The 20,961-nt window shown below is 31.4% G+C and carries 18 protein-coding genes; 17 read left to right on the top strand and 1 reads right to left on the bottom strand.

Going from position 1 to position 20,961, the window contains the following annotated elements:
- Positions 1-31 precede the first annotated feature (31 nt).
- The gene (locus IY230_RS03050) at positions 32-844 is read right to left on the bottom strand and encodes an HAD family hydrolase (protein WP_196369862.1); all 813 of its coding nucleotides are present in this window, start codon (positions 842-844) and stop codon (positions 32-34) included.
- A 122-nt stretch (positions 845-966) separates the two neighbouring features.
- Between IY230_RS03050 and IY230_RS03055 the strand changes: the two genes are divergently transcribed.
- The 17 genes from IY230_RS03055 (at position 967) to IY230_RS03135 (ending at position 20,766) form a co-directional block, all read left to right on the top strand.
- Positions 967-1,743: a hypothetical protein gene (locus tag IY230_RS03055; protein WP_196369863.1), complete on the top strand. Its 777-nt coding sequence runs from the start codon at positions 967-969 to the stop codon at positions 1,741-1,743.
- Positions 1,733-3,814, top strand: coding sequence for a DNA translocase FtsK (locus IY230_RS03060; RefSeq protein WP_196369864.1), 2,082 nt, complete (start codon positions 1,733-1,735; stop codon positions 3,812-3,814). Before IY230_RS03055 ends, IY230_RS03060 begins: the two co-directional genes overlap by 11 nt.
- On the top strand, positions 3,814-4,674 hold the full coding sequence (gene ylqF / locus IY230_RS03065) for a ribosome biogenesis GTPase YlqF (protein ID WP_196369865.1): 861 nt from the start codon (positions 3,814-3,816) through the stop codon (positions 4,672-4,674). Before IY230_RS03060 ends, ylqF begins: the two co-directional genes overlap by 1 nt.
- A complete protein-coding gene (locus tag IY230_RS03070) occupies positions 4,649-5,257 on the top strand; it encodes a ribonuclease HII (RefSeq protein ID WP_196369866.1) in 609 nt (202 codons plus the stop codon). The genes ylqF and IY230_RS03070 overlap by 26 nt, the downstream gene beginning before the upstream one ends.
- 167 nt (positions 5,258-5,424) lie before the next feature.
- Positions 5,425-7,212: a type I DNA topoisomerase gene (gene topA, locus IY230_RS03075; RefSeq protein ID WP_196369867.1), complete on the top strand. Its 1,788-nt coding sequence runs from the start codon at positions 5,425-5,427 to the stop codon at positions 7,210-7,212.
- Between the two features lie 390 nt (positions 7,213-7,602).
- Entirely contained in the window at positions 7,603-8,307 is a 705-nt protein-coding gene (locus IY230_RS03080) for an ABC transporter ATP-binding protein (RefSeq protein ID WP_196369868.1), read from the top strand.
- On the top strand, positions 8,288-9,058 hold the full coding sequence (locus IY230_RS03085; RefSeq protein WP_196369869.1) for a hypothetical protein: 771 nt from the start codon (positions 8,288-8,290) through the stop codon (positions 9,056-9,058). The genes IY230_RS03080 and IY230_RS03085 overlap by 20 nt, the downstream gene beginning before the upstream one ends.
- Positions 9,059-9,230: 172 nt before the next feature.
- The gene (locus IY230_RS03090; RefSeq protein ID WP_196369870.1) at positions 9,231-10,100 is read left to right on the top strand and encodes a peptidase U32 family protein; all 870 of its coding nucleotides are present in this window, start codon (positions 9,231-9,233) and stop codon (positions 10,098-10,100) included.
- On the top strand, positions 10,093-11,274 hold the full coding sequence (locus IY230_RS03095; protein WP_230852584.1) for a peptidase U32 family protein: 1,182 nt from the start codon (positions 10,093-10,095) through the stop codon (positions 11,272-11,274). Before IY230_RS03090 ends, IY230_RS03095 begins: the two co-directional genes overlap by 8 nt.
- Before the next feature lie 76 nt (positions 11,275-11,350).
- Positions 11,351-11,845 (top strand): thiol peroxidase, encoded by a 495-nt coding sequence (gene tpx / locus IY230_RS03100; RefSeq protein WP_196369872.1) that lies wholly within the window; start codon positions 11,351-11,353, stop codon positions 11,843-11,845.
- Positions 11,846-11,950: 105 nt separating this feature from the next.
- Positions 11,951-12,907 (top strand): signal recognition particle-docking protein FtsY, encoded by a 957-nt coding sequence (ftsY, locus tag IY230_RS03105; RefSeq protein ID WP_012242300.1) that lies wholly within the window; start codon positions 11,951-11,953, stop codon positions 12,905-12,907.
- Positions 12,907-13,221, top strand: a complete 315-nt coding sequence (gene ylxM / locus IY230_RS03110; protein ID WP_196369873.1) for a YlxM family DNA-binding protein — start codon at positions 12,907-12,909, stop codon at positions 13,219-13,221. Before ftsY ends, ylxM begins: the two co-directional genes overlap by 1 nt.
- Positions 13,218-14,624 carry a signal recognition particle protein gene (ffh, locus tag IY230_RS03115; protein ID WP_374978443.1) on the top strand — a complete coding sequence of 469 codons (1,407 nt, stop codon included), beginning with the start codon at positions 13,218-13,220 and terminating at the stop codon, positions 14,622-14,624. Before ylxM ends, ffh begins: the two co-directional genes overlap by 4 nt.
- Before the next feature lie 122 nt (positions 14,625-14,746).
- A complete protein-coding gene (gene polA, locus IY230_RS03120; RefSeq protein WP_196369875.1) occupies positions 14,747-17,389 on the top strand; it encodes a DNA polymerase I in 2,643 nt (880 codons plus the stop codon).
- Positions 17,390-17,401: 12 nt separating this feature from the next.
- On the top strand, positions 17,402-18,760 hold the full coding sequence (gene mutM / locus IY230_RS03125; RefSeq protein ID WP_196369876.1) for a DNA-formamidopyrimidine glycosylase: 1,359 nt from the start codon (positions 17,402-17,404) through the stop codon (positions 18,758-18,760).
- 1 nt (position 18,761) lies between these two features.
- Entirely contained in the window at positions 18,762-19,964 is a 1,203-nt protein-coding gene (locus IY230_RS06705; RefSeq protein WP_196369877.1) for a DnaD domain protein, read from the top strand.
- Between the two features lies 1 nt (position 19,965).
- Positions 19,966-20,766 (top strand): ATP-binding protein, encoded by an 801-nt coding sequence (locus IY230_RS03135; protein WP_196369878.1) that lies wholly within the window; start codon positions 19,966-19,968, stop codon positions 20,764-20,766.
- Positions 20,767-20,961: the final 195 nt, after the last annotated feature.

Consider the following 20,961-nt stretch of genomic DNA (forward strand, 5'->3'; position numbering starts at 1 on the left):
TGAGCACATTTAATATGTGCTCATTTATATTTTATAGATTAAAGTATTGTTCTAAGAAGTGGCCAACACCGGCATTATCATTGTCTGTATCTAGGATTTTATCTGCAACAGCTTTTAACTCTGTTGTACCATTTGGCATTGCAAGACCAAGTGCTACACCTTGAATCATTTCAATATCATTTAGACCATCACCAAATGCTATAGTGTTTTTCTTATCAATTCCAAAATGATCTGCTACCCACAAAATAGCTGATAATTTAGAGGAACCAGTCTTATAGATTTCATACACTGCATGTTTAGAATCACTACCCCATAATCTAAAACCGACTTCATCCTTTAAATCATTATTTATATAAGATTCAAAGTTTTGCATAAATGCATTTTCAACTAAGTAAATCATACCGGTTGGTGTATGTTGTAGTTGGTCAAATTCTGCGTGGATAATTTTAGCATTTTGACTACCCATAAAAATGTTATGTAATCTATCTAAATACTTATAAGCGTAGACATGATCACCATAAGAGTAAAATGCAGATACAAGATGTTGTTTAGTATATAAAAATAATTTATGTGCAACCTCAACTGTGATACCATCGGTTACAATTTGAAATTTAGGATTTTTAGGTTCTCTAATGTTACCACCATTATCAGTAATTACAGGTGTTGATAAATCAAGTTCATTGTAGATATCAATAGTTGCGTGAAATGGTCTACCTGTTGCGAGTACCACCATATGACCTTTGTCTAAGAGTTTATGTATCACTTCTTTATTCTTTAAAGGTATTTTTGAAGCATTATTTAATAATGTGCCGTCTAAATCTATAGCAATTAAGTGTCTTTCCATTATGAAACCTCCATCATTTGTTAAAGTCCATTATCGCATATAATAATGCTTCTTACAAGTTTATAAGCCCAATTATGGCATAAATATAGTATAATTTATGTAAAGGATGGTATAAATAACTTATGATTTGGGACTTAGGTTTTATTGAAGTAAATATTGGCTGGCTTATAACCTTTTTTTCAGGGGTGTTATTTGGTGTTATTTTACTATCTTTATGGTATCTTGTTGCGGTTCTTGCTTCATTAAATAAAGGTTTAAGAGGGGCTAAAGTGCAAGAAGAAGACATTGATGAAAAAGAGATTCAATGGCTTATTGAAGATGCACATAAAACGTTTAAAGATAAAAAGTTAAGAACAGCATCAGGTTATGGACCACATTTAATGAATGTAGCTCTAGAATTAAGTGCAGATATTGCTACTAAGTTTTATCCTAAAAGTAAGTATCCTTATTTAGAACTATCACTGGATGAATCATTAGTACTACTTAAGTATGTATCAGATCGTTTTAATGAGTTATTAGAAAAACCAATCTTAAAGATGTTTAAAGGTATTACCTTAAGAAGATTATTTACCTTAAGTGAAGCTAAAACAAAAATAGATAATAATCTCCTTGTTAAAGCAACCAACAAGTTAAAAGTCAACGAGATTATTAAACAGTCTATGATGGTATTAAATGTTGTAAACCCAGTGTATTGGTTTAGAAGATTAGTATTAAATAATGTAACACATGTCATTATGATTAAATTAGGTTTAGTAGTGATCTCACTAACTGGTGAGGAAACTTACAAAATATACTCTAAGAAAGTATTTAATCAAGATAAAACATTGGATTCAGGCATTGAAGAGTTATATAAGGACATTGAAGCAGATTTAAAGGGGGAAGAGAATCTTGAAGCGTAAAAATAAACAAAAAGATGTGTATCAAGAAGTTTTTACAATACCTCAGATACCTAAAATAGATGGTATTCGTAAACAACATAAATATGTTAAGGAAAGATTTATCTCACCGCTTTTTGGTAGTGACGTTAAAGATGAAATTCATGTACCGTTCGTTGTTAGAGTCATTGGTGATAAAGTAAAGAAATATGACGCCTTTAGAACTGTACCTAAAATGGATGATCAAGTCAATATTCAAAAAACCGGTAATAAGTACTATGAATTCAAAGATGGTATTATTTCTAAAGAAACAAGAAAACAAATTTTTGGTATAGATTCTTATAAAAATAAAAATCAAGAGGCACCTGTAAAGGAAGATCAAGCCTTTGAACCTAAAGTTGAAGAAGAGATACTACCAATTAAAATGAATCACGTGGAAACAACAGAAAATACACTACCACCTTGGATGCGTGGTAAACATATTGAGACAACACCGGAAATTGGTGGTCTTGATGTGGATACATTTAAACGTCCAAGTAAAGAGATTCAAATCAAAGCTAATTTTGGTGAAGAAATTAGCGAGGATTACCCAGAGCAAACAACGCCTAAATATATTGAACCTAAGAAAACGGAAGTTAGACAAGCATTTAAAGCACACACACCGACAAGTAATTATCAACTACCGCCATTAACACTGCTTAAAAAAGTAGAAAGAAGTGCAGATGACAAACCTGAATGGTTAGTGGAACAAGTTGAACGTATTAATCAAACCTTAATTGATCACGCTGTTGAAGGTGAAGTAGCTCAATCTAAAAAAGGACCGACAGTTACAAGACACGAGATTTCTCTAGAACCAGGTGTTCCTGTAAAACGTATTACGAGTCTTCAGGACAACTTGATGATGAATTTAGCTGCTAAAACGCTACGTATTGAAGCACCAATTCCAGGTAAACCATTTGTTGGTATTGAAGTTCCAAATAAGATTGCTGATATTGTATCATTTGGTAATGTTGTAGATACAGATGAATTTTTAGAAGATCATAAACATCCACTTAAAGTAGCTTTAGGGGAGGATATCGATGGTACAAACATTTATGTAGATATCGCTAAAATGCCACACGGTTTAATTGCTGGTGGTACTGGATCTGGTAAGTCTGTTTGTGTGAACTCTATATTAATTTCTTTATTATTAAAGAACAGACCAGAAGACTTAAAACTAATTTTAATTGACCCTAAAATGGTAGAACTTACACCATATAACGATCTACCTCATTTAATCACGCCTGTTATTACAGATCCCAAAATGGCTGCAACAGCACTAAACTGGGTCGTTGATGAAATGGAAGATCGCTATAAGAAATTTGCAGGTACAAGATCAAGAGATATTGGTAGTTTTAATGAGAATGTTAAAAAGGGATTTATTGATGAACAAAAAATGCCTTTGATTTTAATCGTCATTGATGAGTTAGCGGACCTTATGATGGTTGCTGCACATGATGTTGAAAATGCCATTCAACGTATCACTCAAAAAGCACGTGCAGCAGGTATTCACTTACTTGTAGCAACTCAAAGACCAACGGTCGATGTCATTAGAGGTACTATAAAGTCAAATATTCCTACACGTATTGCATTTAGAGTAGCAAGTTTTACAGACTCTACAACCATTTTAGATGGTGCAGGTGCTGAGCAATTACTTGGTAGAGGGGATATGCTTTTAAAAGAGGCGGAAAGACCTGTAAGATTACAAGGTGCTTATATTTCAAATAACGAAATTGATGCTGTCATTGATTTTATTAGACAACAAACAACACCACAATATATCTTAAAACATGAAGATTTAAGACATATTGTGCAAGCAAAAGATACCATTGATGATGAACTATTCGCACAAGTTGCAGAATATGTAGTAAGTGAAAATAGTTGTTCTATCAATGGCATTCAAAAAGAATATAATATTGGTTTTAACCGTGCTCAAAAAATAGCTACCTTATTAGAACAATATGGTATTGTTTCACCTGCACAAGGAACCAAAGCGCGTGAAGTCTTAATTGATATGTTAAGCTTACGAGAAATTTTAGAAAAGTTGGGATTATAATGAAACAAGTTCAATGGTTTCCAGGACATATGTTCAAGTCCTTGAGAGAAATCAAGGAAAAAATTAAACTCATGGATATGGTATTTTTGCTCGTAGATGCAAGATTACCATTTAGTAGTATGAATCCAGAGATTCTTAAAATTGTTGGTGACAAACCAACACTTTTATTGTTCAACAAAATCGATTTAGCTGATAGAAAAACTGTAGATAAATGGGTAGAATTTTATGAAGCCCAAGGTTTTTATACCTTACTCATTAATAGTAATGATGGCTTCAATGTAAATAAAATTTATAGTAGAAGTAAAGAAATCTTAGAAGAAAAGATTTTAAGATCTAAAAATAAAGGTATGAAGTTTGACCGTGTACGTGGAATGATTTTAGGTATACCAAATGTTGGTAAATCTACCTTGATCAATAAGTTAGTATCTAAAAAGGCAACAAACGTTGGAAATAAACCAGGTGTGACTAAATCCCAACAATGGATTAAAATCAACCCACACTTCGAACTCCTTGATACACCAGGTGTATTATGGCCAAAATTTGAAGATGAAACTGTAGGGTTTGCACTTGCAATAACTGGTGCGATTAAAGATGATACACTGCCAATGAACCAAGTAGTAATCTATGCAATTAACTACTTAAAAGAATATTATCCAATACGTTTAAAAGAACGCTATGGTATTGAAAATGTCCAGGATTTAAATGAAGTTGAAATACTTGATCATATTGGTAAAGTAAGAGGCGCTATTGTTAAAGGTGGCGAAACTGATTATGAAAGAGTATACACTATATTATTAACGGATATAAGAAATAGAAATTTAGGAGCACTGAGCTTTGACCATAGACAATCTAGCATTTGAAAAAGAACTTTATGATAAAGGCTACACCTATATTTGTGGTGTGGATGAAGCAGGACGTGGTCCACTAGCTGGTCCAGTTGTTGCTGCAGCTGTTATTTTTGAAAAGGGCTTTTATCATAAAGATATTAATGATTCTAAAACTTTATCAGCTAAAAAGCGTGAAACTTTATATGAACTAATTACAACACATGCACTTGCAATTGGTGTAAGCATTGTAAGTCATGAAGTGATTGATAAGATAAATATATTAGAAGCAGCAAGGCATGCCATGGAAGATGCTGTGTCAAAACTAAGTATTAAACCAGAATATGCATTAACTGATCATATGGATATAAAGGATACACCCTATACTTCAATTAAACATGGCGATCAATTATCTTTGTCGATTGCTGCGGCAAGTATTATTGCTAAGGTAACCAGAGATAAATTGATGGTGGATTATGATAGAGTATACCCACAATATGGATTTAAAGACCATAAAGGTTATGGTACAAAAAAACATTTAGAGGCACTAAATTTATACGGTGTATCACCAATTCACCGTAAAACTTTTGCGCCCGTGGCTAAGTTATTAAAACAATAATCATGTGAAATCATGGTTTTGTTTTTCTATTTGGACTAAAAAATGTTAAAAAACCCTTCTATATAATATATTTATATAGAATAAAATATAAGAAAATCGAATACTTGACATCAAGAATTTTAATTATATAATTGATAAGGTATAAAACTAAAGAATTGAGGCAATCTATGTCAGACAAAGTAATTATTGTAGAATCACCTGCAAAATCAAAAACTATCTCAAGTTATTTCAACAATGAAGTAACTGTTTTATCATCGGTAGGTCACATTAGAGACCTGGCAACCTCTGGTAAGGGTGGTTTAGGTGTAGATGTAGATAACAATTTTGAACCTACCTATAAAATTATTAGTGGAAAAGGTAAATTAATAACGGACTTAAAGAAAAAAACAAAAGGTAAAGAAGTTTTAATCGCAACCGACCCGGACCGCGAAGGAGAAGCTATAGCTTGGCATATTGCTGATGAGTTAGGGCTAGATTTAAATGAACATAACCGTATTGTTTTTAAAGAAATCACAAAACCTGCAGTTATGGAAGCAATCAATCATAAACGTCAAATTGATTTAGGATTAGTGAACTCTCAAGAAAGTAGACGTATTTTAGACAGAATCATTGGTTTTAAACTTTCTGCATTTTTAAGAGATAAAATTAAATCCAGATCAGCTGGTCGTGTTCAAAGTGTGGCTTTAAAACTCATTGTTGATTTGGAACGTGAAATTGAAAAGTTTGTGCCTGAAACATATTTCACCATGCATGCACATTTTAATGACCATGTGGCAGATTATGTTATTCCAAAAGATACACGTATTGGATTAGAAGAAGCTACTAAAATTGTTGAAACATCAACAAATCCATTTATAGTAAGTGATATAACTCAAAAAGAAACAAAAAGAAATGCCAAACCACCTTATATGACATCCACCTTACTTCAAGATGGCGTGAACAGTCTTTATATGAGTTCTAGCCGCGTGATGTCAGTTGCATCTGAACTTTACCAAGGTATTGAAATCAATGGCCAAATTATCGGTTTAATCACTTATATGAGAACAGACTCTAATCGATTATCTAAAGAGTTTGTAAATCCTGCCAAAGAATTCATCGAAACGAACTATGGTAAAGAATATGTTGGTTTTTATAAGACAAATAATAAAGACTCTAGTCAGGATGCCCACGAAGCAATCAGACCTACAGATATTCATTTAACACCAGAATCAGTTGAACAATACTTATCAAAAGATCAATTTAAACTCTACAAGAGGATTTATGAACGTGCTGTGGGTTCACTTATGGCACCAGCAGTATTTAACAATACTAAAATTACGCTAGATTCAAATGGCAATATTTATACAATGGATGGAAGTATTCAAGTATTTGATGGTCATTTAAAAGTAACAGGTGACAAATCAAAAGATAAATTCTTACCTGAATATAAAATTGGTGATAAACTAAATGCTGATTTAGTTGAAAAGATTGAAAAACAAACCCAACCACCTGCTCGTTTTAATGAAGCATCACTTATTAAAGCGCTAGAAGCAAATGGTATTGGTAGACCATCTACATACGCAAGCATTATTAAAACAATTAAAGCAAGAGATTATGTCGTTGTAGATGAAAAGCGTTTCATGCCAACCGATCAAGGAAAACTTACAGTAGATACACTGAATCAATACTTCAATAAAATCATGAAAATCGATTACACATCGAACATGGAATCTGAACTGGATTTAATTGCTGATGGCAAAGTTGATCATATTCAATTATTGAAAGAATTTTACAATAAATTTATGCCAATTTTAGAAACTGCTCAACAAAATATGGAAAAAATAAAACCGGTAGTGACTGATAAAATATGTCCACTGTGCGGTGGAAACCTTGTTATTAGAAAATCTAGATACGGTGAATTCTATGGTTGCAGCAATTTTCCAAAGTGTAAACACATTGAACAAATGTCGGAATAAATGTGTTATTAAATACATAAATACGCATTAAACTTTACATAGAAAAAAAATAAGAATATAATGAAAATGCATCCAAACTATTGGGTGCTACTTATCCCCTATTAGTGTACTTAGTACACAAATCCCCTTTAATGATCCCCTGGCCTTTAGTCAGGGGATCGCTTTTTTTATTTTTACTATCTTTCTACAGTTGAGACTTATTATGCTCACTAAAAACTATTTTCATTAAAAAAGATTATCTTAAAAAGTCTATCGCTATCGGTAGACTTTTATCTTGTTAAGTTATGATTCATGTGTAAAACATACATACACTTACCTGAATTTTTATGTGTTCTATGCTAAAATAAACATAGTATACATTTCATAAAAATAGTATAAGGAGGATGAAGTATGTTAGAAGCAATCTATCTAACGAAAGCATATGATAACTTACTTGTTTTAGATGGTGCATCATTCAAAGTTGAAAAAAATCAAATTGTTGGTTTACTAGGGCCAAATGGTAGTGGTAAAACAACAATTATTAAACTCATCAATGATCTCATTAAACCCACGAGTGGTCATATCATATTTAAGGGACATAAATTAAAAATAGAAGATAAATCAAATATTGCGTATTTACCAGAGCGTAGTGCGCTTAATATGAGTCAAACTGTTTTAGATGTTATAAAGATGTATAAAGACTTCTTTAGTGATTTTAATCAAGAACATGCCAAGCACATATTAAAATTGTTTGAAGTACCTGTAACTAAAAGATTATCTCAATTATCAAAAGGTCAACGAGGTAAGGTACAACTTGCACTTACACTCGGTAGAAAAGTAGATTTATATATACTAGATGAACCGCTAGACGGTATGGATCCAGCATCCAGAGACTTAATCATGAAGATTGTCTTAAAATATAAAAAAGAAGATTCCACGGTTTTAATCTCTACACACCAAATTACTGATATAGAATCTTATTTAGATTACGTTATTTTATTGAAAAACGGAAAAATAATTGAGGCAGATATTGCAAAAAATTTAGAATCCAAACACAATCTGAGTTTATCAGCTTACTTTAAGGAGGTCTACAAATATGATGAAGAAATTATTTAAGTGGGACCTTATACATTATTTTAATCAGCTTAAATGGGTGTTTTTAGGTACTTTATTTGTCACAGCTTTAGCAGCTATATTTAAAACCTTTAGTGATACAAATATCATTTGGGGATCGTTATATAATACAGCATTTATTATGAGTATCGCAGGTATCATCATTGGTTTAGTGTATAGTTTCTTTGCTATATTTCAAAGATACTACAATACTATTTTAAAAGATGAAGCATACTTTACGCATACATTACCCATTTCAAAGGGTAAGATATTACTTTCTAAAGTACTATCAGGTTTTTCATTATTTTTAATTGCAATATTGGTTGCAGCAGCACTACTTATTTGGATTGATGTGATCAATCTAAAAGAATTATTTAGTCTACAGAGTATTGATCAAGGTCTGTTTTGGATGACAATACTAAGTATTTCATCGATGGTAATTATGTTCTTTGTTTTCATTGTAGTTATTTATGCAGCATTAACCTTTGGATTTAGTTATAATAAACGCGAATGGTTATATGTATTTGTTTATTTCATTTTATATTATATGGCAAATCAATTCTTAAGTTTAATTAATTTTGGAATTAATCTTTTAATCAATCCAAATTTACTTAATGTAGAAAATACAGAAGTATTTTCTGCATTAAGTGGTATATTGATTATTCAATTAATATGTTCAATTGGATTAGGTGTCCTAAACTTCTATATTGCAAGAATACTGATGATTAAAAAACTTAACTTAAAAAATGGTTAGTATTTAAAAACTTCATCTAAAAACCAATTGATGCAATTAAAAATAAATAGGATATTTAGTAAAAGGTAATAATATGTTTTTATTACCTTTTTTTCTTTTCGGTTATAACATCCTTTGACTTGAAGCTTGTATAAAATTTATAATGTATTTATAGAATGAAGAGGCAAAAAATATGAAGATACTTACAAATTTACATGATAAGAATAAATTAAATGATTTATTAAACGTAGCTGATGGAATTGTTTTGGGTGATGCTAAATATGCTAAAACACTTACAAGTGACTTTGGTAAGGATACTATAAACCTTATTGAAAAGATATTTGAAGCAAAAAAAGAAGTTTTTATTTTATTAAACAGAGTATTTACGGATAAAGAACTAGATTCTGTAAAAACGTATATCCAAGGTTTACCAGTTGATAAAATTACAGGGTTTATTGGTGCAGACTTAGGTTTAATTGAAACTTTTAAAAATTTAAACATAGAACATAAATTTATCTATAATCCTGAAACCTTACTGACGAATGATGAGGATTTTAATGATTTATCATCTGAAGGTATCATGGGGACATTTGTTTCTAAAGAAATCACTTTAGAAGATATTTTAGAAATTGCTCAATTAAAAAAATACAAGATGTTTTATTTTGGACATGGTCACATGTCCATGTTTTACTCAAAAAGACCGATGCTAAAAACATTTAATGATCATAGAGGTTTTGATAATTACTTGCATGATGATAAAAGACTAACACTTACAGAAGAGCGTAGACTTAACGAAGCATACCCTCTATTAGAAGATAATGCAGGTACACACGTATTTCGTGGTACGGTCTTTAATAGTTTCAAAGTGATTGAATCATTAAAGAAGGTTATTGATTATTTTGTTATAGATACTTTATTTATGGATGATGATTATGCAATTAAATTAATCCCAATGTACAAAAACAACGAGATTGACTTACAACTTATCACGGATTATAAACAAACACTACATGATGGATTCTTATTTGATGAGTCTACAATTAAGGGAGAGAAAAATGACTGAACTACTCGCTCCGGCTGGAGATTTAGATAAACTAAAGATTGCTATTATTTATGGTGCAGATGCTGTATTTATTGGAGGTAAACAATTTAGTTTACGTGCAAATGCATCTAACTTTACGAAAGAAGACCTTATTGAAGGTTGTAAGTTTGCACATGATCGTGGTAAAAAAGTGTATGTTACAACAAATGTGATTCCACATCAGAAAGATAAAGAAGGCTTAATTGAATATTTAAAAACACTAGAAGAAGCTAAAGTAGATGCAATTATTGCTGCTAGCCCATTAATTATAAATACAGCTTTGAAGCATACAAACTTAGAAGTACATATTTCTACTCAACAATCAGCAATAAACATCCCAACCGTCAATTATTGGTACAATAAAGGTGCTACAAGAGTTGTTTTAGGACGTGATATTGATTTAAATGATATTGAACACATTACTAAGAATGTAGACGCTGAAATTGAAGTGTTTATCCATGGTGGTATGTGTGCAGGTTATAGTGGGCGTTGTTCACTTTCAAATCATTTGACTAATAGAGATGCAAACCGTGGTGGGTGTGCACACACATGTCGCTGGTTTTTTGAACTACAAAAAGATGGAAAAAAAGAAGCAGATATTCCCTTTAGTATGGGTTCAAAAGACTTAAGTGCAGTCAAAGAGATTACTAGACTTATGGATATCGGTGTTCAATCATTGAAAATTGAAGGCCGCATGAAATCACTTCATTATATTGCAACTGTCGTAAATACATATCGTCGTATTATCGATGAATATACAAATACTGGTGAAATTAAAAACTACGAAGTCTATGAAGAAATGCTTAAAAATGCTGAAAATAGAGAAACGTCTCATGGTTTCTTTTATGGACTCCCAACTAAAGATCAGCAACTCTATGAAAAACGTAGTGAGCGTGTGATGCAAAATTTTGTTGGGTTAATTCTTGATTATAATGAAGAAACTAAGTATGCAATGGTTGAAACTAAAAATGTTTTTGTTTTAGAGGAGTTAGAAGTGTTTTCTCCTAAACATGAATCTAAGAGTTTCATAAACACTTCAATGATTAATTCAAATCAAGAAGTGATTACAAGAGCAGCACGTGCAAAAGAAAAAATACAAGTCTATGTTCCTTTTAAAGTTGAACCATTTGATATGTTAAGAGCTAAAAGAACCTAAAACAAGTCAAGGCGAAAATGATAAAAATATTGACCTTCTATCCTATAATAGACTTATAAGGATAGGAGGTATTTTTATGAAAACAATGAAAAACAAACATATAACAGTTTTAGGTGAACCATTACAGGTAGGTGATAAAGCACTTGACTTTATTAGTGTTGATAATAATTTAAATGAGGTATCATTTTTTGCTAATTTTAAAAGAGAGTTTACACTCATAAGTGTGGTACCTAGTTTAGATACATCCGTATGTGATATTCAAACACGTACAATTAATGAAAGATTAGCGAGTTATAAAAATCTAGATTTTATTACAATTTCTAATGACTTACCATTTGCTCAAAAAAGATGGTGTGGCTCAAATGGTTTAGATATAACTACTTTAAGTGACCATAAATTATTAGATTTTGGGATGAAGTATGGTGTCCTCATTAAAGAACTAAGATTACTTGCAAGATCTATTTTCGTTTTAGACCATCAAAGAAAAGTAGTTTATGTGGAATATTTAGATGAAATGAGCAATCATCCAAATTATGATAAACTATTCAAATTTTTAGATACTGTACTATAATAAAAAAAACAAGGGCAAGAAGATAACCATAATCTGTCAAAGAGCCTTTATAAAAATATGTAATTATGATAAAATACTATAGATAAATAAAGGAAGTGACCAAGGATGGGTTTTTTCTCACGTCTGTTTAAAAAGAAACCAAAAAATGATAAATATCAAATGGGTCTACATAAAAGTAGAAGTTCATTTGATAACTTAAAGAAATTATTAGATGAGTCTGATACGATTAATGATGATTTATTTGATGCGATAGAAGATTTACTAATCTCTGCCGATATTGGTGTAGATACTGTTTTACATTTTACAAATGAACTTCGAAATGAAGTTATAAACAAACAATTTGAAAATCCAAGTGACTTAAGTGAAACCATTGTTGATAAATTATTTGAAATATATTTAAAAGATGAATTTGTAGATACAACATTAAGTTTTACAGAAGGCGAAGTCAATGTCTTTTTATTTGTAGGGGTTAATGGTGTTGGTAAGACAACAACAATTGGTAAACTCGCAAAACAATATAAAGATCAAGGTAAAAAAGTCTTAATGGTTGCAGGTGATACCTTTAGAGCTGGTGCAATTGAACAACTTTATGAGTGGAGTAAGCGTGCCAAGGTAGATTTTTACCAAAAAGATGCGGGATCTGACCCTTCAAGTGTCATATTTGAAGCACTAGAAAAAGCTAAAAAAGAAACATATGACCTTGTACTAGTCGATACTGCTGGTAGACTTCAAAATAAAGTGAACTTAATGAATGAGTTATCAAAAATGAAACGTGTCATTGAAAAAGCTCTACCAAGTCAACCTGCTGAAACATTACTGGTTATTGATGCAACTACTGGTCAAAATGGTATGAATCAAGCAAAAGTATTTAATGAGGCAACAGATTTAACTGGGATTGTATTAACAAAGTTAGATGGTACTGCAAAAGGTGGTATTGTACTTGCGATTAGACACTTATATAATTTACCGATTAAATATGTAGGTCTTGGTGAAAAAATTGATGATTTAGTGCCGTTTGATATAGAGGATTATATTTATAACTTATTTAAAGGATTTTTCTAATGGAAAACTTAGAGAAAACGGAACATTTAAATACACTCTATAGTTTTTATAGTGAACTATTAACTGATAAACAACAAGCTTACTATACAAACTATTACCATATGGATTTAACTTTACAAGAAATTGCAGATATTTTTGATGTGTCTCGCAATGCAGTACACACACAATTAAAAAGTGTAGAACAAATTTTATATAATTTTGAAGCAAAATTAAAACTTGTTGAGACAAGCCAAAAAAGATCTAAACTATTAGATCAATTGGAAGCAACAAAAGATTTAAAATATATTGATGAGTTAAGAAAGTTGGATGAATAATGTCAAACTCGCTATCTGATCGCCTACAAATGTTTGTACGCCGTGCAACCGGTCGTGGGCGTTTAACTGAAAAAGATGTTGAAGAAATGATGCGTGAAGTACGTCTATCTTTATTAGAGGCAGACGTCAATTTTAAAATTGTTAAAGAATTTACTAATAATGTTAAAGAACAAGCCCTTGGTGAAAAGATCTTAAACGGACTCAATCCTGGTCAACAAGTAGTAAAAATTGTCCATGATGAATTAAAACGTGTCATGGGTGAAGAGTCTGTGGGACTAAGTTATGCAAACACAGGCTTATCTACATTTATGACCATTGGTCTACAAGGTAGTGGTAAAACAACTGCTATTGGTAAAATGGGACTTTATATTCGCAAAAAAGATAAAAAGAAAGTCATGCTTGTTGCTGCTGACGTTTACCGTCCTGCAGCTATTGATCAACTTGTTACAATCGGTAAAGGGCTAGGCATTCATGTCTATGAAGAAGGTATTAAAGACGCTAGAGTTATTGTTAAAAACGGTTTAAAGTATGCCAAAGATAACAATTATGATGTAGTGATTGTCGATACTGCAGGTCGCTTAACGATTGATGAAGACATGATGCAAGAATTAAAAGATGTTAAAGAAATCCTCAAACCTAATGAAGTACTTCTAACAGTAGATGCGATGATGGGTCAAGAAGCTGCAAATGTTGCTAAATCATTCCATGATCAAATTGGTGCAACCGGAGTCATCTTAACTAAAATGGATGGCGATACGCGTGGAGGTGCTGCCTTATCTATTAGAGAAATATCTCAAATACCTATCAAATTCGCATCCAGCGGAGAAAAGATGGATAGCCTAGAAGCATTCCATCCAGAACGTATGGCTTCTCGTATTCTTGGTATGGGTGATATGTTAACCTTAATTGAAGAAGTGACATCAAACATCGATGAAGATGAAGCAAAATCCATGATGGAAAAGATGATGAGTGATTCATATAATTACTTAGATCTTCAAAAACAATTTAAAATGATTAAACGTATGGGTTCTATTTCAAAAATCATAGGGTTCATTCCAGGACTTGGAAAAATGAAAGAAGCATTAAGTCAAGTAGATGACAAGCAATTTGATAGAATTAATGTCATCATCCAAAGTATGACAGAAGATGAAAGAAAATATCCTGAACTTATCGATAAATCCTCTAAGCGTCGTCAACGAATTGCTAAGGGTGCGGGTGTTGAAGTTTCAGATGTCAACCGCTTAAGAGACTCACTCGTACAACAAAAACAAATGATGAAACAAATGTCTAATATGGACGAAAAACAAATGGAGCGTTTAAGCAAGAACCCAAGCAGTTTCCAACCTAGCCAAACCAAGGTTAAAAAAGGAAAAGGTAAGGGTAAAGGCGGCTTTAGATTTTAAATATAAAAGGTAGTTTCCTTTAGGATTCTACCTTTCATAATATAGGGATAAGTTTCCCACATTTTTTGTGGAAAACTTATCTAGATAACTATGTTAAAATACAGTTATAGAAGGGGTACAATATGAAAAAAATTACACTTGTAGACGGTAACTCGATACTTTTTAGAGCATATTATGCGACTGCATATCCAGGAGCTAAGGTCTTACAAACATCCACAGGTATTTATACAAATGCCGTTTTTGCATTTAGTGGTATGATCGATAAAATTATTGAGATATCTAATTCACATATGCTTATAGCATTTGATACTGGAGAACCGACACACAGACATAAATCATATGATGATTATAAAGCAGGTAGAAAAGAAATGCCTGAGGAATTAGGTAGTCAAATACCTTTAATCCACGAACTTATTAAGTATCTTGGTATTAAAGATTATTCTATGGCTGGATATGAAGCAGATGATATTATTGGTACCCTTGCTAAAATGGCTGAAAAAGCTGGTTATAAAGTCGATGTCTTTTCATCTGATTATGACCTTTTACAATTAGTTACAGAACATATTACTGTGCACATGTTAAAAAAAGGTATGCGTGTTGTAGAAACCTACACACCTGAAACTTTAAAAGAAACTTATGGTTTTTCTCATGAGTTATTTATTGATTTTAAAGCATTAGTTGGTGATAAATCTGATAATATTCCAGGTGTTCCAGGCGTTGGAGAAGTCACTGCTAAAAAATTAATTGCTGAATATGGTACGTTAGAAAATATTTTAAATAACGCAGAACACATTAAAGGTAAACTTGGAGAAAACATTCGTACAAACAAAGAACAAGCAGTTTTTTCAAAAGAACTTTCAACAATTCTAACGGATATGCCACTACCTTTTGAGCTTGAAGATACAAAAGTTGGTGAAGTGGATGAAGAAGGCTTAATTAACTTTTATAAACGTCTTGAGTTAAAGCAATTAGTGATATCTTATAATAAGAAAAATCCAGAAGTTGCAGCAACTACTGCCGAAACTTCTGAGTTTCAATATAAAGCAATTGATTCTGAAAATGCATTAAAATCTCTACTCAACCAAGATCTTGCAATTTACTTTGAATTTTCTGATTTCAATTACCACAAAGCTGAACTTTGGGGTGTTGGTTTAAGTAATGGAAAAATCAATTACTTTGTAGATAGTGAAACGTTTTTAAATAGTGCCTCATTTAAAGCTTATTTAGAAAGTAATAAATATAAAAAGTATACTTATCACTATAAAGGTACAAAAGTATTTTTAAAGAAGATTGGTACCGAGTTTAATCATGTAACTTATGATTTACTTTTAGCCGCTTACTTAATTCAGTCCAGTATTGGTAAACAAGACTTTACCTTTATTGCTCAACAATTTCAAATCACGGATATTCAATATGATGAAGAAGTTTATGGTAAAGGAGCTAAAAAAGCTCTACCTTTAATTCCTTCAGATTATGAAGGTCACATAGCTAAAAAGGCGTATATCATCCATAAACTGATGCAACAAACGCTTGATGTATTAGCTGAACGTAACCAATTAAGTTTACTAAATGATGTGGAACTACCTTTATCAGATGTCCTTGCAGATATGGAATATCAAGGTTTAACGGTTGACCTAAAAGAACTAGAGAATCAAACTAAAGATATGTCTTTACGTATTGATAAATTAAGAACTGAAATTCTTTCTTTAGCAGGTGTTGACTTTAATGTCGATAGTCCTAAACAATTAGGTGATGTCTTATTTGATACCTTAGGTCTACCAAATGGTAAGAAAACTAAAACAGGATACTCTACTGGTATTGAAGTTTTAAACAACTTAATTGATCACCATCCAATTATTAACTTGATTATTGAATACAGACAACTAACTAAACTATATTCAACCTATTTAATCGGAATTAAAGAATCCGTATTTGAAGATAACCGTGTACACACCATTTATAATCAAGCACTAACCTTAACTGGTCGCTTATCAAGTTTAGAACCGAACTTACAAAATATACCTATTCGTACAGAAGAAGGTAGACAAATAAGAAAATTATTTATTCCTGAACCTGATAGTTATTTTGTAGGTGCTGACTACTCTCAAATTGAATTACGTGTACTAGCAGCTATGGCAGATGTTAAAAATTTAAAACAAGCATTTGAAGAAGATCAAGATATTCATACCGTAACAGCTCAAAAGGTATTCCACGTAGATACAGTGGATAGTGAACAAAGAAGACGTGCTAAAGCAGTTAACTTCGGTATTATTTATGGTATTGGACCATGGAGTTTATCTGAGGATATTGGTGTAACAGTCAAAGAAGCAGAAAACTTTATTAGTCGTTATTTGGAAGTATATCCTGAAATTAAAGATTACATGACCAATATCGTTGAGTTTGCTAAAACACATGGCTATGTTGAAACACTTTTAAATCGTCGCCGTTATATACCAGAACTATCCTCAAAAGTATTTAACTTAAGAGAGTTTGGTAAACGTACGAGTTTAAATGCACCGATTCAAGGTACAGCAGCAGACATTATTAAACTCGCAATGATTGATTTACACAACTATTTAAAAAATAATAACAAGAAATCAAAACTTATCCTACAAGTACATGACGAACTCATCGTTGAGGTTGTTAAAGAAGAGTTGGATGAGATGAAAGTAGTCATACCAAACATCATGGAAAAAGCCTTTAATTTAGGCGTTAGACTGAAAACATCATGTGATGTTGGAACCAACTGGTATGAATTAAAATAAAGGAGAAGTACTATGCCTGAACTACCTGAGGTAGAAACCATTCGTAGAAATTTAAATACAGTATTAGAAGGTGAAGTCATACGTGATGTTTTAGTATACTATCGACCTATTGTTTCAAATGATGATACATTTGAAACTAAATTAAAAGGTCAACGTATACATAAAGTAGAACGTGAAGCGAAGTATTTAAAGTTTATTTTAGATGACTATCTTTTAGTATCTCATTTACGTATGGAAGGCAAATACTTTATGGATGCGCCTTTAAATAAGCATATACATGTGGTGTTTAGTCTATCAAGCGGTCACACCCTAAGTTATGAAGATACACGTAAATTTGGGCGTTTTGAACTGGTAGACATCAAAGATAAAGACACTTATTTAAAAGATATTAAAGGGCTTGCAAAGGACCCGGACACTCTAGATTTAGACACCTTTTATAGTAGTTTTAATCGAAGAAGTAAAACCATTAAAGAAATATTACTTGATCAATCAATTATTGGTGGTATTGGCAATATTTATGCAAACGAAATACTTTACTTATCTAGAATACATCCAGCTAAAAAAGGTTTTCTAATTACTAAAGATGAAGCAATAACCTTGTTAGAAAACTCAAACATTGTACTAAATAAAGCAATTCAAATGGGTGGAACAACAATTGATACCTTTGAATCCTTAGGGCATAAGGGTGAGTTTCAACAGGAGTTAAATGTTCACGGAAAAACTGGAGAACTTTGTAAAGTTTGTGGCACAAAAATTGTTAAGTTTCAGTTAAAAGGACGTGGAACATATGTTTGTCCAAGATGCCAACCATCTTATGTGGTTGCAATAACTGGTGGTATCGCAACAGGTAAATCAACTGTAACAACCTATTTAAGAAAAAAAGGATTTGTAGTCATAGATTCTGATGAAATTGTAGGGAGACTTTATCAAGATAGTGATGTACTTAAAGTCATAGCTAAAACATTTAAAATGGAAACACCAATTGATAAAGCAAAACTTGCAAACATCATTTTCCATGATAAAAAACAAAGAAAAAAACTAGAAAACATATTACATCCACTTGTCTTTGAAGAAATTAGTAAGCAAAAAAAGTTAAATCATGAGCATATCTTATTTTTAGATATACCATTATTATTTGAATCTAATTACACAGAGTTTGATGAATCCATTTTAATAGATACAACCGAAGCACTTCAATTAAAAAGATTAATGTTACGTAACAAATATACTCAAGAAGAAGCGCTTGTTCGAATCAAGGCGCAGCTACCTTTAGCTAAAAAGCGCAAACTAGCAACCCACATTATAAAAAATAATGGATCTATAGATGCGTTATATGAAAAAATAGATAAATTATTAGAAAGGTATGTATAAAGTGAAAGCAAAATCAACATTTAATATAATTAGTCAGTCAGCACTTTCAAGTGATGAATGGAAAGTTTTAGGTATCTTATACCAACCAATCATAGGTGTTTTATCGTTTTCTTTATATCATACTTTTTATCACTTACTGAATACTAAAAATTATCAATCTGAAACGTTTACCCATCAATTTTTACTTGATGTTTTAAATGTTAAAATAGATCAAGTAAAAGAGGCAAGAGATAAATTAGAGGCGATTAATTTGCTTAACACCTTTGTTCAAGGTGAACATACGATTTATCAATTAAAATCACCACTATCGCCAAGAGGATTTATTCAAGATACGATATTAGGACAGTTTTTATTAACTGAAATGGGTAAAAAATTATATGATCAAGTAACAAACCTATTTAAAGTAGAAAAAATAGAGTTAACTGGATATACAGAAGTAACTAGAAACTTCGATGATGTCTTTAACTTTATTGATTCTAACCATTTTTATGATTCTGATGTTTATTTAGGTAAGAAGAGTAACTTAGGTGCACGCATTAAAGATCAAATTAATTATGAGGCATTTGTTGAAAAATTACCGGATAGAGTTAAAAAACCTATTTTAATGTCTCGTCAAACAGTAGATACTATTCAAAAATTAGTGTTTGTATATCAATTTTCACTAGATGAAATTGTAGACATCTACATTAAAACAGTATCACCAAATGGTGATATTGATTTAGGTAACCTAAGTTTTAAAGCTCAAACTTATTACCAAGATAAGAAAAAAGTATTACCGGTTGTAAGTGAAACGAAACAATTAAATGGTAAGGAATCTTCAATCAATTACCTAAAAACTGTTTCTCCGATGCAAATTCTTGAAAAGTATGCAAAAGACGATTATCAATTAATGTATACCGATACAGTGATGTCTTTAATTGAAAGAAATCAAGTTGAAATTGGTATTATTAATACATTACTACTTCATATACTTAAATTCAAAGATGGACACTTACCACATATTACATATCTTGAAAAGGTATTAGAAACCTGGCTTAAAAAAGGTATACGTACAACAGAAGATGCATATCATCAAGTTCTAGATAAATCTAGTTATGAAAATAAAACAGCAAACTATACAGCAAAAACTAAACCTAAGGCTAAAAATCCTGAATGGGTTGATCAATACTTAGATGAACTTAATGCTGAATTTGAGGATAAATAATATGAAACTAGATTTTATGAGAGAAGCCATCTTAAATGATGATGAAACAAAACATTTAAAACTTAATGACGAAGAAGTCATTATTGTCTACCAATATCTACTTCAACGTGACCAAAATGATTCTATAAGTTTTAAACCTAAATTAAAGTTTAAACCCTATCTTCAAATTGTATATGAACCGACAAAAGAAAAGCGTCAACAAGACTTAACGCGTATCATCAAAAGAAATTTAGAAACCTTCGAATCAGATATCTATATTGCTGATGCAATTTTAGAGGATTTCATTATTAGTGATGACTATCAAAAAGAAGCTGTTGATTATGCAAGACAAACCATTTTAAATAAGGATAAGTTTATGAAGGGACTCTATCTATATGGTCCAAATGGTACTGGTAAAAGTTTTTTATTAAGTGGTTTAGCAAATGAGCTCACCAAACAAAACATCGATGTAATCTACGCATTTGTTCCAGATTTAATAAGAACATTAAAGGGTGCAATTTCAACCAATCAACTTGAAAAGCGTATCAACATCTTAAAGCGTACAAAGGTACTTATTTTAGATGATTTGGGTGGTGAAAACATGTCTGCATGGTTTAGAGATGAAATATTACTACCTGTCATTCATTACCGATTAAATGCTAATTTAATGGTGCATATTTCAAGTAATGTGACCTTCAAGGAACTTGCAGAAGGTATGATGCTAAATAAAGATAATGATAGTATCAGGGTTATGCGTATTATCAAAAGAATTAGTGATTTGACAAAACCTTTCAAATTAATGAAAAGATTCAAAATAGATTGATTTTTTAACATTTAAGTGTAAAATACTAATAAAGCAATGAATTAGGACAAGATTTAAGTCATAAACAAAAAAGCGATGTAAGAATGGTGAGAGCTTACAAACCCACTTAAATTACCACCTAATGAGCTGGCCTAAACCAATAGGACCCGTTTTTCTAGCGTTAATAGAATTTATGAAGTTGCATACATTTAATGT

This window comes from Acholeplasma laidlawii (genome assembly GCF_015709225.1).
GTDB classification, from domain to species: domain Bacteria; phylum Bacillota_I; class Bacilli_A; order Acholeplasmatales; family Acholeplasmataceae; genus Acholeplasma; species Acholeplasma laidlawii_A.

Excerpts from the sequence above, each read along its gene's own strand:
- IY230_RS03050 (WP_196369862.1), bottom strand. The coding sequence starts at position 844 with ATGGAAAGACACTTAATTGCTATAGATTTAGACGGCACATTATTAAAT.
- IY230_RS03055 (WP_196369863.1), top strand. The coding sequence starts at position 967 with ATGATTTGGGACTTAGGTTTTATTGAAGTAAATATTGGCTGGCTTATA.
- ylqF (WP_196369865.1), top strand. The coding sequence starts at position 3,814 with ATGAAACAAGTTCAATGGTTTCCAGGACATATGTTCAAGTCCTTGAGA.
- topA (WP_196369867.1), top strand. The coding sequence starts at position 5,425 with ATGTCAGACAAAGTAATTATTGTAGAATCACCTGCAAAATCAAAAACT.
- IY230_RS03080 (WP_196369868.1), top strand. The coding sequence starts at position 7,603 with ATGTTAGAAGCAATCTATCTAACGAAAGCATATGATAACTTACTTGTT.
- IY230_RS03085 (WP_196369869.1), top strand. The coding sequence starts at position 8,288 with ATGATGAAGAAATTATTTAAGTGGGACCTTATACATTATTTTAATCAG.
- IY230_RS03090 (WP_196369870.1), top strand. The coding sequence starts at position 9,231 with ATGAAGATACTTACAAATTTACATGATAAGAATAAATTAAATGATTTA.
- IY230_RS03095 (WP_230852584.1), top strand. The coding sequence starts at position 10,093 with ATGACTGAACTACTCGCTCCGGCTGGAGATTTAGATAAACTAAAGATT.
- tpx (WP_196369872.1), top strand. The coding sequence starts at position 11,351 with ATGAAAACAATGAAAAACAAACATATAACAGTTTTAGGTGAACCATTA.
- ftsY (WP_012242300.1), top strand. The coding sequence starts at position 11,951 with ATGGGTTTTTTCTCACGTCTGTTTAAAAAGAAACCAAAAAATGATAAA.
- ylxM (WP_196369873.1), top strand. The coding sequence starts at position 12,907 with ATGGAAAACTTAGAGAAAACGGAACATTTAAATACACTCTATAGTTTT.
- polA (WP_196369875.1), top strand. The coding sequence starts at position 14,747 with ATGAAAAAAATTACACTTGTAGACGGTAACTCGATACTTTTTAGAGCA.
- mutM (WP_196369876.1), top strand. The coding sequence starts at position 17,402 with ATGCCTGAACTACCTGAGGTAGAAACCATTCGTAGAAATTTAAATACA.
- IY230_RS03135 (WP_196369878.1), top strand. The coding sequence starts at position 19,966 with ATGAAACTAGATTTTATGAGAGAAGCCATCTTAAATGATGATGAAACA.